The sequence below is a fragment of the Winogradskyella sp. genome (assembly GCF_016744625.1).
In the GTDB taxonomy this organism is placed as follows: Bacteria; Bacteroidota; Bacteroidia; order Flavobacteriales; family Flavobacteriaceae; genus Winogradskyella.
The window spans coordinates 40206-54755 of record NZ_JADGDZ010000016.1 but is presented as its reverse complement, the minus strand read 5'-3'; the positions used below and the strand labels follow the sequence as shown (position 1 = coordinate 54755).

General features: G+C 31.1%; 16 protein-coding genes. 12 read left to right on the top strand and 4 right to left on the bottom strand.

Annotation, left to right across the window (positions count from 1 at the left end; all coding sequences use genetic code 11):
• Nucleotides 1-126: 126 nt before the first annotated feature.
• Nucleotides 127-1482, top strand: a complete 1356-nt coding sequence (locus QZZ53_RS05780; RefSeq protein ID WP_296382462.1) for an exopolysaccharide biosynthesis polyprenyl glycosylphosphotransferase — start codon at nt 127-129, stop codon at nt 1480-1482.
• 6 nt (nt 1483-1488) lie between these two features.
• Nucleotides 1489-2262 (top strand): glycosyltransferase family 2 protein, encoded by a 774-nt coding sequence (locus QZZ53_RS05775; RefSeq protein WP_296382460.1) that lies wholly within the window; start codon nt 1489-1491, stop codon nt 2260-2262.
• Here the strand turns inward: QZZ53_RS05775 and QZZ53_RS05770 are convergent.
• Nucleotides 2246-3577 (bottom strand): AMP-binding protein, encoded by a 1332-nt coding sequence (locus QZZ53_RS05770; RefSeq protein ID WP_296382458.1) that lies wholly within the window; start codon nt 3575-3577, stop codon nt 2246-2248. The genes QZZ53_RS05775 and QZZ53_RS05770 overlap by 17 nt on opposite strands.
• Nucleotides 3578-3633: 56 nt before the next feature.
• Between QZZ53_RS05770 and purD the strand changes: the two genes are divergently transcribed.
• Nucleotides 3634-4905 (top strand): phosphoribosylamine--glycine ligase, encoded by a 1272-nt coding sequence (gene purD / locus QZZ53_RS05765; RefSeq protein WP_296382456.1) that lies wholly within the window; start codon nt 3634-3636, stop codon nt 4903-4905.
• Here purD and QZZ53_RS05760 read toward each other — a convergent pair.
• Nucleotides 4900-5127 carry a uracil phosphoribosyltransferase gene (locus QZZ53_RS05760; protein WP_296382454.1) on the bottom strand — a complete coding sequence of 76 codons (228 nt, stop codon included), beginning with the start codon at nt 5125-5127 and terminating at the stop codon, nt 4900-4902. The genes purD and QZZ53_RS05760 overlap by 6 nt on opposite strands.
• Before the next feature lie 40 nt (nt 5128-5167).
• Here QZZ53_RS05760 and QZZ53_RS05755 point away from each other — a divergent pair, with 40 nt between their 5' ends.
• Complete coding sequence (locus QZZ53_RS05755) at nt 5168-6085, top strand: DUF6427 family protein (protein WP_296382452.1); 918 nt, start codon at nt 5168-5170, stop codon at nt 6083-6085.
• Here QZZ53_RS05755 and upp read toward each other — a convergent pair.
• Nucleotides 6074-6733, bottom strand: coding sequence for a uracil phosphoribosyltransferase (upp, locus tag QZZ53_RS05750; RefSeq protein WP_296382450.1), 660 nt, complete (start codon nt 6731-6733; stop codon nt 6074-6076). The two genes, QZZ53_RS05755 and upp, sit on opposite strands and share 12 nt — an antisense overlap.
• Before the next feature lie 71 nt (nt 6734-6804).
• On the opposite strand from upp, the gene QZZ53_RS05745 reads away from it, so the two are divergent.
• Nucleotides 6805-7413, top strand: a complete 609-nt coding sequence (locus QZZ53_RS05745) for a DUF4254 domain-containing protein (protein ID WP_296382448.1) — start codon at nt 6805-6807, stop codon at nt 7411-7413.
• A 162-nt stretch (nt 7414-7575) separates the two neighbouring features.
• Nucleotides 7576-8559: a glycosyltransferase family 9 protein gene (locus tag QZZ53_RS05740; protein ID WP_296382447.1), complete on the top strand. Its 984-nt coding sequence runs from the start codon at nt 7576-7578 to the stop codon at nt 8557-8559.
• A gap of 105 nt (nt 8560-8664) precedes the next feature.
• Here QZZ53_RS05740 and QZZ53_RS05735 read toward each other — a convergent pair whose 3' ends face one another.
• Entirely contained in the window at nt 8665-9723 is a 1059-nt protein-coding gene (locus QZZ53_RS05735) for a ferredoxin--NADP reductase (protein WP_296382446.1), read from the bottom strand.
• A 110-nt stretch (nt 9724-9833) separates the two neighbouring features.
• Here QZZ53_RS05735 and QZZ53_RS05730 point away from each other — a divergent pair, with 110 nt between their 5' ends.
• From QZZ53_RS05730 to QZZ53_RS05705, 6 genes are read left to right on the top strand one after another with little or no spacing between them, the layout of a single operon-like run.
• Complete coding sequence (locus QZZ53_RS05730; RefSeq protein ID WP_296382443.1) at nt 9834-10166, top strand: PadR family transcriptional regulator; 333 nt, start codon at nt 9834-9836, stop codon at nt 10164-10166.
• 4 nt (nt 10167-10170) lie between these two features.
• On the top strand, nt 10171-10818 hold the full coding sequence (locus tag QZZ53_RS05725; protein WP_296382442.1) for a hypothetical protein: 648 nt from the start codon (nt 10171-10173) through the stop codon (nt 10816-10818).
• 2 nt (nt 10819-10820) lie between these two features.
• Nucleotides 10821-11543: a hypothetical protein gene (locus tag QZZ53_RS05720; protein WP_296382441.1), complete on the top strand. Its 723-nt coding sequence runs from the start codon at nt 10821-10823 to the stop codon at nt 11541-11543.
• Nucleotides 11540-12235 (top strand): hypothetical protein, encoded by a 696-nt coding sequence (locus QZZ53_RS05715; RefSeq protein ID WP_296382437.1) that lies wholly within the window; start codon nt 11540-11542, stop codon nt 12233-12235. The genes QZZ53_RS05720 and QZZ53_RS05715 overlap by 4 nt, the downstream gene beginning before the upstream one ends.
• Nucleotides 12236-12295: 60 nt before the next feature.
• Nucleotides 12296-13774: a DUF5687 family protein gene (locus tag QZZ53_RS05710; RefSeq protein WP_296382436.1), complete on the top strand. Its 1479-nt coding sequence runs from the start codon at nt 12296-12298 to the stop codon at nt 13772-13774.
• A 15-nt stretch (nt 13775-13789) separates the two neighbouring features.
• Nucleotides 13790-14512, top strand: coding sequence for an ABC transporter ATP-binding protein (locus QZZ53_RS05705; RefSeq protein WP_296382434.1), 723 nt, complete (start codon nt 13790-13792; stop codon nt 14510-14512).
• Nucleotides 14513-14550: the final 38 nt, after the last annotated feature.

Genomic DNA, 14550 nt, shown 5'->3' with positions numbered 1-14550 from the left:
TTCTAATACACATCATTGCGAATACAATATTTTTGTTATAAATTTAATATAAATTTAATATAAAATTAGTTGTATCTTTTGTTGATTATTATACAGATGCTCTAGCCTAAATAGATATAGTAAAATTTGAGTTTATTTAAACACGGAAGATATTCAGGATATTTAAGACCTATTTCATATTTAATTGATTTAACGATTATTAATGGAATAGCAATAGTTTATTTATTAAACGGAAAAGACCCTTTTATTTTTTCAACTTTTATATCTATAGGTTGGATTCTACTATCTGTTTATTCAAAGTTCTATGAGGTTTATAGATATACTAGACCAGTCAATATTTTGTCACTTATCGTAAAACAATTGATTTTGTTTTTACTCTTTGTTTTTGCTTTTTCTGGTTTATATCACGAATTAGAGATATATCCACGACCTATTGTAAAATATACTCTTCTTTGTTTTTTATTCGTTACAATTTTTAAGTTTACAATTTATTATTTGTTACAGAAGTACAGGGTTTCTTTTGGTGGTAATTATAGGTCTACAGTTATTTTTGGTCTAAATAAAAAAACAATTGCATTAGAAAGTTTTTTCAATAAGAATCCCGAATACGGATATTCACATAAAAAAACGTTCAGTTTTAAGACCAAAGAACTACCAATACACGATTGTTTTGAATACATCCTTAATGAGAACATTGATGAAATTTATTGTTCTATATCCGAACTTACAAATTCTCAAATCGCTGATATTGTAGATTTCGCTGATAATAATCTTAAGATCTTAAAGTTTATTCCAGATAGTAAGGAGATTTATTCGAAAAGACTTCGTTATGAATACTATGATTATATTCCTATCCTTACATTAAGAACAATTCCGTTAGAAGATTCTGTAAATACTATTGTAAAACGTGGTTTCGATATTTTATTTTCCAGTATCGTCGTAATTTTTATTTTATCATGGTTAACACCATTAATTGCTATTTTAATAAAGTTAGAATCTAAAGGCCCTGTATTTTTTAAACAATCTAGAAATGGGTTTAATTTTAGGGAGTTCGATTGCTACAAGTTTCGATCAATGACACCGAATAAAACTGCTCATTTACATCAAGCGACAAGAAATGATCAGCGTATTACTAAAGTGGGTAGATTCATTAGAAAAACAAGTATAGACGAACTACCTCAATTCTTTAATGTGCTTTTTGGTGATATGTCAGTAGTTGGGCCAAGACCACATATGGTAAGTCATACAAACATGTATGCAAAGAAGATTGATAAGTTTATGGTAAGACATTTTGTGAAACCAGGAATTACAGGTTTAGCCCAAGTAAGTGGGTTTAGAGGAGAAGTAGAAACGGATAAGGATATAATAGGCAGAGTGAAATTCGATATCTTCTATATTGAAAACTGGTCCCTACTTTTAGATATAAAGATAATTTCACAAACATTTATGAATGCCGTAAAAGGTGATGATAAGGCTTATTAATATCTAATGCAACCTCTAGTCTCTATAATAACACCAATGTACAATAATGAAGCTGTTATTGAAGAAACTATTAATAGTGTAATCAATCAGACCTATACTAACTGGGAATTGATTTTAGTTGATGACGCCTCTTCAGACAACACAATAACTCTAACTAAAAAATATTCTAATATAAACACTAGAATAAAGTTTTTTGAACACCCCAAAAATAAAGGCGCAGCCGAAGCAAGGAACTTAGGAACTAAAATGGCACAAGGAAGATACATTGCTTTTTTAGATGCAGATGATCTTTGGAAAGAAAACAAATTAGAGCTACAGACCAATATTTTGAATACTAATAAAAGCGATGTCTGTTTTGGAAGTTATGAACATATCAACTCTAATAGTCAACCACTCCACAAGAGAGTAGAAGCTATGCATACACTTACTCACAAAAAAATACTTAAAGCAAATTATATCGGGAACCTCACGGGAATATACAATTGCGAAAAATTGGGTAAAATATTTACTAAAGATTTAAAAAAACGACAAGATTGGTTATTATGGATAGAGGCTTTAAAAAGAAGTAAAAAACCAGCTATTGGAATTTCAGAGACCATAGCCTATTATCGTAATTCAGAAGGCTCATTGTCGTCAAACAAGTCTAATTTAATTAAACACAATTTTAACGTCTATAGAAAAGGTTTAGGGTTTTCTTATATAAAGTCATTGGTTTATATGATACAGTTCCTCTACGAGCATTTATTTGTGAAAACACGTCTAATTAAGACACTAAATTAGATTCAATAATTTGAGGTTTTCCAGACTTAGTTGGTTTTATGCTTTCAACTTTACAAAATGTAATATTCAAACTATTATGAGTTAAGTCTAAAAATTTTTTTTCTATTTCCTTTAATGTGGATGTATTAGACTTATAATTAGTGTCCAATATATATTCTACAAAAATATGTTCTAAATCATTCTGAATAATTTTAAACTGCTTTATGTTTTGATAGTGTTCAAAAATTCCGGTAAAGCTATGTACGTTTAAAGTAATTCCTTTTTTTGTTTTTACAACATCTGTTTCTCTTCCCACAACCTTTTTAAGTAAAGGATAGTTTAAGGCTCTCTTTTTAGGATAATCCTCTCTAGGAAGCATAATGGCCAAATCACCGAGTTTATATCTAATCAGTGGCATAGCGTGGTTTGTAAGACACGTCACAAGCACATTACCCATTTCACCATCTTTTACGTCATTTCCATTATCATCAACAATTTCTATGTAAACATGAGGAGACATAATGTAATAGTAGTCCAAGTCTTTTGTGCAAGCCATAAGTAAACCTTCAGCACAGCCATAGGTATCAATAATATTAACACTAGATCCAAATGCATCACTAATATTCTTCACATAGCCATTAAAAAGCTTATCACCATAACAAATCACACCTTCGACATTCTTAAAATTTGTTTTTAAAGAAGATTTAGCCAATTCATTTATTACTGATGGATAACCAGCTATGAATAATTTATTTCGTTTAATCGAACGTTTAGAGGTATCAAGTAACTCGTCTTCAGACAAACCAAAGGCTTTAACATAATCACATCTATAAAAAAAATCCTTCAAACGCTTTGTGAAAGAACGTTTTTGAGAAATACCAAATTGTAAAAGATTATCACCAATATTATAACCACTCCATTTCCACCAATGTGTTTGCAATGCTCTTAAATAGAATTGATGATCTTTAGTCATATAGGTGAAAGACTGAAGTCCTGTGCTACCACTACTGTGATGTTCGGTTAATTTAGCTCGATTATATTCATTAGAAATTAAATTCTGCTTAGAGTTCCTTAATACATCTTTTGTTAGTATTGGAAAGTCCTTTAACCCACTATATGTTTGATTCTCATAAAATGGGACATGTCTTTTTGCGTGTTCCAAAATTTTAATTAACCGTTTTTTCTGAAGTACTTTTAATTCAAACTCAGTTTTTAAGTCGTTAGCCTCCCACTCTTTGAGGTATTTTGTATAAGATCCACCGAAAAAAGCATCACCAATAGGTAATATAATTTTATTTAAAAGTGAATTGTATAAAGACATAATATCTTTTTTCAAAACTAGCTGTTTTTTCAACTCAAAACCAATTATTTTTGCGCAAACAAATTTGAATCATGAATATTTTAATAATTGGCTCTGGCGGAAGGGAACATACTTTTGCATGGAAAGTAAAACAAAGTACACGTTGTACAGGGCTTTTTGTTGCCCCAGGAAACTCAGGAACTGAAGCCATTGCAACTAATTTAAATATTGCGGTTACCGATTTTGAAGCGATTAAAAACGCTGTTATTCAAAACAATATTGAATTAGTGGTTGTCGGACCAGAAGATCCATTAGTACAAGGTATTCACGATTTCTTTTTGCAAGATGAAGAAATAAAGCATGTAGCTGTTATTGGTCCTCAAAAAGCAGCAGCGGAATTAGAAGGGAGTAAAGAGTTTGCAAAAGAATTTATGATGCGTCATAATATTCCGACAGCAGCATATGAAAGCTTTACAAAAGAGAATGTAGAAGATGGCTATAAGTTTCTAGAAACATTAAAACCACCATATGTTTTAAAAGCAGATGGACTTGCAGCAGGCAAAGGTGTTTTAATTTTAAATGACTTAGAAGAGGCTAAATCAGAGCTAAAAAGCATGCTAGTTGATGCAAAATTTGGTGAGGCTAGTACCAAAGTTGTTATTGAAGAGTTCTTGGATGGAATTGAATTAAGCTGTTTTGTTTTAACGGACGGTAAAGATTATAAAATATTACCTACAGCTAAAGATTATAAACGTATTGGTGAAGGAGATACAGGGTTAAATACTGGAGGAATGGGAGCCATTTCTCCAGTTCCATTTGCAACTAAAGCGTTTTTAGACAGAATTGAAAATGAAGTGGTAAAGCCTACGGTTGAAGGTCTAAAGAAAGATAACCTACCTTATGTTGGCTTTATTTTTATAGGATTGATTAAAGTTGGTGATGACCCAAAAGTGATTGAATACAACGTAAGAATGGGTGACCCAGAAACTGAAGTGGTTTTACCAAGACTAAAAACAGATTTAGTTGAAGTTTTCCAAGCAATGGCAAACCAAACGTTGTCTGAGGTTAGCATCAATATTGATGAGCGTGCCGCAACAACAGTAATGCTTGTTTCTGGTGGATATCCAGAAACTTATGAAAAAGGTAAAGAAATTATTGGAGTAGAAAAGATTACGGATTCCATTGCTTTTCATGCTGGAGCAATTGAAAAAGATGGAAAAGTAATAACTTCTGGAGGACGAGTTATGGCAATTACATCTTATGGCAACACATACCAAGAAGCCATAAAAAAATCCTACCAAAGTATAGAAAGACTACATTTTGATAAGATGAATTATCGAAAAGATATTGGTTTTGATTTATAAATACGAGTGAGATGAAATACTTTTGTCTTCCTCGTTATTGGCGTTATATTTAGCCAATTGCATCATCCAATATACAAATGCAACAAAGCCAATAGCCATAAAAAGCCATGACATAATGTTTGCTCCAAACCAGCTTTCTAACTCTAAAGCTCTAAGCGCATCAAAAGGAGCAAATAGCCCATCAACAAATAAATCTTGTATTCCGTAAAAGAAATCCTTCATAACTTTATAAATTTACACAGCAAAAATACAAAAAGAGTTAATGATTACAAGCATTTTTAGTAAATCTAAGCCTATAAACTTCATAATAGTTGCGGTTTTTGTTGTTTTACTTTTTGCTATTACAAATTACGATTTGCTTTTCAATGACTTTAATAGCACTTTAATAGCAAGTGCTAAATTATTAATTACGCTTTTTCTAGTATTTCTTTTAGATTTTATTGTTTCAAAAAACAACCTTACTCAAGGGAACAGTTATGCTATAATGACATATGGATTGCTTCTAGGTATGTTTCCTCAAGCAATGAAATATTCAGATTTATTGTTAGCAAATTTATTCGTGTTATTTGCCTTACGACGCTTAGTCAGTTTACACTCCAAACTACATATTAAGAAAAAACTATTCGATGCTGCCTTTTGGATTACAATTGCCACATTATTTTATTTCTGGTCAATATTATTTTTTGCCCTAGTCATTGTGGCTTTAATCTATTATTCGCAAAACAATATAAAAAATATCATTATTCCATTCATTGGTGTTATAACAGTCATTGTATTACTACTAGTTTATAATATTTTGGTATATGATGTCTATATGAGACCATCAAACTTTCAGCGTTACGCAAGTTTAGATTTTACACCATACAACAGTAAAGAAAGTATTATAAAATTCACTGTTTTGTTTACCTCTTTAGTGTGGATACTCATATATTTTTTTAGAACTCTACCAGATAAAAATAAAAAGCTAAGACCATCTTATTTTCTTACAGCTTGGGCTTCGGTTATTGCCATATTGGTTGCTATTATTTCACCTGTAAAAAATGGAAGTGAATTCTTATTCCTATTTGCTCCGTTTTCTATAATTATGGCAAATTATATTGAAGTTATTTCTGAGCGTTGGTTTAAAGAAGTATTTGTGGTGCTACTAATTATAACACCAATAATTACTTTATTGCTGTAATTTATTACCAAACGCTAAATCACCTGCATCACCTAATCCAGGAATTATATAGCCTTTACTATTCAATGTATCGTCCACAGCTGCAATCCAAAGATGTGTATCTGAGTTAAATGCATTGGAGACATAATCAACACCTTTTTGTGCTCCAATAACACTCACTAAATGAACATCTTTTGGTGTTCCAAATGGTTTTAGAGCTTCATAAGTTGCTACCATAGATTGACCAGTTGCTAGCATTGGGTCTGCTAAAATTAAAGTTTTGCCCTCTAGACTTGGACACGCCAAATATTCAACAACAATTTCAAAACTCTCTGGATTGTGCTTATGCTGTCTATAGGCAGATATAAATGCATTTTCGGCAGCATCAAAGTAATTGAGTAAACCATTGTGAAGTGGAACACCAGCCCTAAGTATAGAACACAGTACAATATCTTTTTTATGCAAAACAGTATTAGAAACACCTAAGGGAGTTTCAATATGATGCGTTTCAAAATTTAAAGACTTACTTAATTCATAACAAATAACTTCTCCAATACGCTCAATATTTCGTCTAAAGCGCATGCTATCTTTCTGAATGGTTTTATCTCTAATTTCAGAAATGAAGGTGTTTAATATTGATGGAGTTTCAGACAAGTTATGAATATGCATACAATAGCTTTTAGTTGAATGGCTAAGTTAATAATTCAAACTATATTTGCATATTATAAATCGATTTGAATATGTTTTCACAAAAAGCTAATGCTATATTTCAAGATGTAATTAAGACTTACAAAGTTTTAAATACAGTAGATCAGCCGTTTACAAATAAATACGATAAAGACGAAGATTTAATTGCTCATTTATTGTACAGAAAATCCTGGATTGATACTGTTCAGTGGGCTTACGAAGATATTATTAGAGACCCAAACATCGATCCTATAGCAGCTTTAAAGTTAAAGCGAATGATTGACGCCTCTAACCAAGATAGAACAGATACGGTTGAGTATGTAGATAGCTATTTTTTAGATAAATATAAGGCTGTTGAGGTAAAATCGGATGCTAAAATTAATTCTGAAAGTCCGGCTTGGGTAATTGATAGAATGTCAATTTTAGCACTTAAAATTTATCACATGCATATTGAAACAGTCAGAGAAGATGCTAGTGATGCACATAAAGCGGCTTGCCAAACAAAATTAAATGTTCTATTAGAACAACGTGTGGATTTAAGCACTGCAATAGATGATTTATTAGAAGATATCTCTAACGGCGACAAGTACATGAAAGTTTACAAGCAGATGAAGATGTACAATGACGATGAGCTTAATCCTGTTTTAAGAGGACAGAAATAAAAATTCCGCAGCTTAAATTTAATTTGCCTGTCATTTCGAGCGTAGTCGAGAAAATTTAAATTTTGAGTAATAATACATTTCAACTGCACTCAATGAGTCAGTTTAATAATAATTACAACTCTGCCAAAACCAAAACACATATTAGTCATTAGGTTTTCTGCAATGGGAGACGTCGCGATGACAGTTCCTGTTTTAAGAGCTTTATCTGAGCAACATCCTGATTTAAAAATAACAGTACTCACAAGAGCGTTTTTTAAACCCTTCTTTCAAGATTTAAAAAATGTTGAAGTCTATTCTGCAGATTTAAAAGGAAAGCACAAAGGTGTCTTTGGACTTTACACGCTCTCAAAGGAACTTAAAACATTAAAATTTGATGCTGTTGCAGATTTACACAACGTATTACGAAGTAAAATTCTAAAATTCTTTTTCTCTGGAAAAAAAGTAGTGCAACTAGATAAAGGCAGAGCTGAAAAAAAAGACTTGACATCAGGAAAGCTTTTCCAACAGCTAAAAACCACACATCAACGCTACGCAGATGTTTTTGAAGCAATAGGTTATTCGGTTGATTTATCTAACCCAACGTTTCCGAAACAAAAGAAGTTAGCAGCAAAATTAGAATCTTTTATAATCAATAAAGAATTTAAGACTATTGGTATTGCTCCTTTTGCAGCACATAAAAGTAAGATGTATCCATTAAAACAAATGGAAGATGTAATTGCTCAACTTTCAAAAAAATACAACATCGTTTTATTTGGTGGAGGAGAAGAGGAAATAGAGGTTCTAAATCAGTTTGAAACGAAACATAATAACATTTCGTCAATAGCTGGAAAACTTAGTTTAGACGAAGAACTCGATTTAATTTCTAATTTAGATGGCATGCTAGCTATGGATTCTGGGAATGCTCATTTAGCGGCAATGCTAGGGAAAAAAGTCATTACAATTTGGGGAGTCACACATCCTTTTGCTGGTTTCGCACCTTACAATCAACAAAGTGATTATACACTCGTAGCAAATAGAGAGAAATTTCCACTAATACCAACTTCGGTTTATGGTAATAAGTTCCCTGAAGAATATGAAAATGCAGCTGGTAGTGTTTCAACTGAAGGAGTTGTTGCTAAAGTTGCGTCTGTTATTTCTAAAAATTAAAAAGACTTCTTAACACTATTTTTTTCGTATCTCAAAAATCACTAGAAGGAGTGAATTTTTTTTTCAGAATTTTGTATCGAGAACCAGTGCAACTAAAAACATTTATTAAACATCATCATAATCCACAGCCACAGAAGCAGAAGTAGGATGTGCTTGGCAAGTTAAAATTAAACCTTCCGCAACTTCATCATCTGTAAGAATGTTATTCTGTCGCATTTTAACTTCGCCTTCAGTTAATCGCGCAATGCAACTACTACAAATTCCGCCTTGACAAGAATAAGGAGCATCAATATCTTGTTTTAAAGCCGCATCGAGAATGGATTTTTCTTGAGACATTTCAAATTCAAATTCTTCTTCGTCAACAAGAACTTTGATTTTTGTGTTTCCTGATGGTAAATTGATGTTAGAGCCTGATTCTGTTTCAACAGGAGCGGTAAACAATTCAAATAAAATCTTCTTTTCTTTTACTCCATTTTCAACTAACACATCTTTTACGGTGTGTATCATTTGTTCCGGTCCGCAAAGGTAGAAGTTTTCGATAGTGACTCCTTTGTATTTGTTTTTTACAATAAGATTTACGGTACTTTTTTCAATACGTCCGAAAAGTGCATCTTCTTCTTGAGCCTGACTACAAATAAAATGAACATGGAAACGATTACCATAGGTGTATTTTAAGCGCATCAAATCTTCTGCAAACATGGCTTCGTTCAATGTTTTATTACCATAAACTAAGATAAAATTGCTAAATGGTTCATCTTCTAAAAGTGTTTTTGCAATACTGAGAATAGGCGTAATTCCACTACCAGCAGCAAAAGCAGCAATCGTTCTTGTTTTGGCACCGTTAGCCTCAAACACAAAACGACCATTTGGTTCTGCGACCTCAATAGTATCTCCAGTTCTTAATTTTTCATTGGCATAAATAGAGAATTTCCCACCTTCAATAGCTTTTACTGCAACGGTTAAATCTCTACTATTTTTTGAAGAACAAATAGAGTAATCTCTACGAATCTCTTCTCTATTAATTGTGGTTTTTATGGTAATATATTGACCAGCTTTAAATACGAAGTTGTCTTTTAAGTTCTCAGGAATATCAAAAGTTATGGCTACTGATTTTTCGGTAACCTTTTCTATAGATTTTATATTGAGTGAATGAAATTGAGCCATTAAAAATAATTTTGTGCAAAAATAAGAAAGCGGTCTTTTTATAGCTAGAAATTAAGATTAAAATAATACCTAAGAATCTTATACATAAGAAAATTATGTATATTTGTTGTATGAGTAATTCTAAATTATATAAAGGAAGCCTAAATACCATCATCTTAAAGCTGCTAAATGAGCATGATAAAATGTATGGTTACGAAATTACCCAAAAGGTTAAGGCTCTAACGCAAGGAGAACTTAACATTACAGAAGGAGCTCTATATCCTGCATTACATAAATTAGAAGCCGAAGGTTTGTTAGATGTAGAAGTAGCTAAAGTAGATAACCGTTTAAGAAAATATTATAAACTTACTGAAAGTGGTACAAAAGAAACCGTAAATAAACTCGAAGAGTTAGCGGAATATATTAAAACGATGCAAACATTGATGAACCCTAAATTAGCATAGTTTTATGAAGTTAACCTTCGAAAATATAATGTTTATTGATAACTATTTAGATAATTCTGATATTATTTATAAAGACATTAGAATGGAAATGCTTGACCATATCTCTTCTGAGATTGAAGATAGAATCAAAAATGGTGACGATCGCGATTTCTACTATATTTTTAAGGATTATATGGTTAAAAATAAAGCAAGATTACTCAGCGATAACAAACAATTTTTAAAATCTGCCGATAGAAAGATTGCTAAACTATTGTTTAAAGATTTATTGTCGATACATGGATTAGTGGTTTTCGTAGTCATATTTTACAGTTTTTATATGGCATTTAACTATTATAATTATGAGCTTTTTGAAACCATTCTTTTTGCAGTTCCAATAATTACATCAATATTTTTTGGATTGGCTTATTTCATTGCTTTAAAATCCTATAAATTGAATAGGTATTCTGTTATAGAAAGAGTAGCTTTTCCTTTTATAATTATTTTTCATGTGTTAACATCTTTAAATAATATTTTAAAACCACTTATTGATGGAAACAGTATTCTAATTATGATTGCTATAATTAGTTTATGTCTTACGTTATTGATATTGCTTTTTAAAATTACGATCAGCTTAGCAAAAACGTATCAAATACGTTTTACAAATTTGGTGTAATTATGAAGTTATCTAAAGAAGAAATAAAGTTCATAGACAACTACCTCATAAAAAGTGAAGTGAAATTTTGGGATGTACGTTTAGAACTCTTAGACCATATTGTATCTTCTGTTGAAGATAAAATAGAAAATGAGGGTGTTTCTTTTAATGAAGCTTTGTTAGAAACCCATAGAGGTTTTGGAAATCAGTTTATAGAATTTGGAGTTCCTAATAAAGATTTTTTTGGGAAAGGTTTATATCAAAGTAATATTGGGTTTAAGAAATTTATTAGAAAGAAACAAAAGGAGATTGGTCGTAAGCATAGAAAAAATTACAGAAAGACATTCTTATCGTTTTTAACTTCATCTAGATTTATAGTAGAATTCATTTTGCTAGATATTACAATTTATAGTATTTATCAATTTAATCCAAAAACTGCTTTTGTAATTGTTATAATTGCTTGTGTTATTCCAGAATTATCCAAAATAGGATTTGGTGCTTTTGAAAAAGCAAATAGAAAATCATTAAATATGCAAATGGCAACAGCAACAGGCTCTTTATTTATGTCGTTAAATTATTTTTTTATAGCCGGATTTGGTAATTACTACGAAGACGTTACTCCAAAACCTTATTTTATAGCCATTATCTTTTATGTCGTTTTATTCCCGTTTCTAAGACATAGTTTAAATTGCTACAGAACATCTTTAAATGAGAATAAAAAAGATTATAAATTATTAACGTCATGAAGTTGACTACACCTCAAATACAACAACTTTACACCTTCACCCAAAAACATTACGTCGATTGGTATGATGTGCAAACTGAACTTGTTGATCATTTAGCAAATGGTATAGAATTTCAGCTAGAAGGAAACCCAAACTTAACCTTTGAGTCTGCTTTAAATACTGAATTCAAAAAATTTGGTATTATGGGTTTTAATGATGTGATTGAAGAGAAAACCAAGGCTTTGAATAAGCACTACAGATTATTAGTATGGAAGTATTTTAAGGATTTTTTTAGGCTGCCCAAAGTGATTTTAACCTTCTTTCTAATTTGGGGATATTATAACCTTTTGGTTTTTATAGAAGATAGGTTTTGGCTGTTATTAATTACGTGTTTCATATTATTGTTTTTTCCAATAAAGTTTTTCTACAAACAAGGAAAACTCATAAAATTTTCAAAAAAAGAAACTGGTAAGAAATGGTTGTTCGAGTCAACAGTGATTCAACTAGGCGGTTTATCTCAAATTTTTAACATAGGAATTTATGTTTCTATAATTTTAGATTTAGAAAGAAGAACTTTAAATACAACAACACTTATTATATTGTCTTCGTTTATAGTTTTGTTTGGGCTTGTGCTTTACATTTCAATTTATATTGTAACCCCAAAACTCAGAAAACAAATGGCAAATCAGCATCCAGAGTATAAATTTGTATAATACGTGTAACAAATCGTACTAAAAATACACTAACTCAACGTACCAACTAACCAAAACATTATGATAAAACGTTTTATTAATTTAGAATGGAAGCAATATTTCCGTTCATCTTATTGGCAAAAGAGTATAGCCATAAATATTTTAATGGTATTCTTTGCACTGTATTTTGTTGCCATGTTTTTAGGCTTAGGGTTTGGGCTTCTTTTCATTTTAAAGAAAACGTTTCCTGAGCAAGATGCATTTGTAGTCGCTAACGGGTTTTTATTTTTCTGGATTATTGGAGATTTAATGATGCGCTTCTTTTTGCAGAAATTACCAGTAATGAGTGTGAAACCATTACTAACCTTACCAATAAAACGCTCAACAGTTGTTAATTATGTTTTAGGTAAATCTGCCGTATCCTTTTTTAACTTTTTGCCACTATTCGCTATTATCCCATTTAGTATTATGCTGATTAGAGATGGCTACGCAACATCTATGGTTTTAACATGGATGTTTACAATGATAATCATTGTGCTAATCATAAATTTTCTAAATTTTATTATTGAAGCATTTTCTGCGGAAAAAGAGTTGTCCTTTCTTCCTATTATAATTGTGGTAGGTGTATTATTTGGCTTAGATAATTTTGAGTTATTACCCATGAAATCACTTATTGGAAATAGTCTTATAGGTATAGCCAATAATCCTATTTTAATTTTAATCCCAATAACTGTTTTATTACTCTGCTATGGTTATAATTATAAAATACTAAAGGGTAAATTATTTTTAGATAGTTCTTTAAAGTCTAAAGTGACCGAAGTAAAAGTTGCGGATTTATCTTGGACCAAGCGTTTTGGAGATATTGCTCCATTTATGCAATTAGACTTAAAACTGATTTGGAGAAATAAGCGCACAAAATCTATGGCAATGCTATTGGTAATTGGATTGCTTTATGGTTTATTCTTTTACCCACAACCAATGTACAGAGACATGGAATTTATGTTCGCGTTTATTGGTGTGTTTTCAACAGGATTTTTCCTTATTAATTTTGGCCAATTTATTCCAGCTTGGGACAGTGGCTATTATAAAATGCTAATGAGCCAAAATATTAAGTACGAACAGTATTTACGTTCTAAATTCATATTAATGATAATGAGTGTAGCTATATTATTTATTCTAGGTATTCCTTATGTGTATTTTGGTTGGAAAATTTTAATTGCACATTTTGCTGCAGCTATTTATAACATTGGTGTTAATTCTCATGTTATTTTATATGGTGGTTCGTTCAATAGAAAAAAGATAGATTTAGACAAAAAAGCAGCTTTTAACTACCAAGGAACTGGTGCTGTACAATGGTTAATTGGTATTCCACTGATGGTTTTACCAATGGGATTATTTGGACTTACTAATTGGCTAGTGGGTTTTGAGGCAGCAGTAGCATTACTAATAGTTCTTGGTGTTACAGGAATTGTGCTTCATAAAAAATTAATGAAGCTAATTACAAAAAAGTACCTCGATTCAAAATATAAAATGATTAACGCCTTTAGTCAAGATAACTAATAACACACACAACACATGATACACACAAAAGACCTTTCGAAATCGTATAACGGAGCAACAGTTCTTAATGTAGAAGAGTTAAGCATTCCTAAAGGCCAGAGTTTTGGTTTGGTTGGAAATAACGGAGCTGGTAAGACAACTTATTTTAGTCTTTTACTCGATTTGATTAAACCTTCAACAGGAAATATTACAAACAATAGTGTTGTTGTAGATCAGAGTGAAGATTGGAAACCGTTTACATCATCATTTATTGATGAAAGTTTTTTAATCGGTTATTTAACTCCAGAAGAGTATTTCTATTTTATTGGAGATTTACGAGGACAGAATAAAGCTGATATAGATACATTGACCTCTAAATTTGAAGATTTTTTTAATGGAGAAATCATTGGAAAGAAAAAATATCTAAGAGATTTAAGTAAAGGGAACCAAAAGAAAGCAGGCATAGTTGCCGCACTTATTGGTAATCCCGAAGTCATTATTTTAGATGAGCCATTTGCTAATCTAGATCCGACAACTCAAATCCGTTTAAAACAAATTTTAAAGAACTTAGCAGAAAAACAAGGAGTAACTGTGTTGGTTTCTAGCCACGATTTAATGCACGTTACAGATGTCTGCGAACGAATCGTTGTTTTAGAAAAAGGAAACGTGGTTAAAGATTTAGAAACAAACCCTACGACTTTAAAGGAACTCGAAGCACATTTTGCAAGTGGAGCTATGGATTCTCAAGAAGAGGAATAAAATCCAATCAATCCTATTTAAGCTCGTAATCATTAATT

Coding starts and splice junctions, on each gene's coding strand:
- QZZ53_RS05775 (WP_296382460.1), top strand. CDS start 1,489: ATGCAACCTCTAGTCTCTATAATAACACCAATGTACAATAATGAAGCT.
- purD (WP_296382456.1), top strand. CDS start 3,634: ATGAATATTTTAATAATTGGCTCTGGCGGAAGGGAACATACTTTTGCA.
- QZZ53_RS05760 (WP_296382454.1), bottom strand. CDS start 5,127: ATGAAGGATTTCTTTTACGGAATACAAGATTTATTTGTTGATGGGCTA.
- QZZ53_RS05755 (WP_296382452.1), top strand. CDS start 5,168: ATGATTACAAGCATTTTTAGTAAATCTAAGCCTATAAACTTCATAATA.
- upp (WP_296382450.1), bottom strand. CDS start 6,733: ATGCATATTCATAACTTGTCTGAAACTCCATCAATATTAAACACCTTC.
- QZZ53_RS05745 (WP_296382448.1), top strand. CDS start 6,805: ATGTTTTCACAAAAAGCTAATGCTATATTTCAAGATGTAATTAAGACT.
- QZZ53_RS05740 (WP_296382447.1), top strand. CDS start 7,576: ATGGGAGACGTCGCGATGACAGTTCCTGTTTTAAGAGCTTTATCTGAG.
- QZZ53_RS05735 (WP_296382446.1), bottom strand. CDS start 9,723: ATGGCTCAATTTCATTCACTCAATATAAAATCTATAGAAAAGGTTACC.
- QZZ53_RS05730 (WP_296382443.1), top strand. CDS start 9,834: ATGAGTAATTCTAAATTATATAAAGGAAGCCTAAATACCATCATCTTA.
- QZZ53_RS05725 (WP_296382442.1), top strand. CDS start 10,171: ATGAAGTTAACCTTCGAAAATATAATGTTTATTGATAACTATTTAGAT.
- QZZ53_RS05720 (WP_296382441.1), top strand. CDS start 10,821: ATGAAGTTATCTAAAGAAGAAATAAAGTTCATAGACAACTACCTCATA.
- QZZ53_RS05715 (WP_296382437.1), top strand. CDS start 11,540: ATGAAGTTGACTACACCTCAAATACAACAACTTTACACCTTCACCCAA.
- QZZ53_RS05710 (WP_296382436.1), top strand. CDS start 12,296: ATGATAAAACGTTTTATTAATTTAGAATGGAAGCAATATTTCCGTTCA.
- QZZ53_RS05705 (WP_296382434.1), top strand. CDS start 13,790: ATGATACACACAAAAGACCTTTCGAAATCGTATAACGGAGCAACAGTT.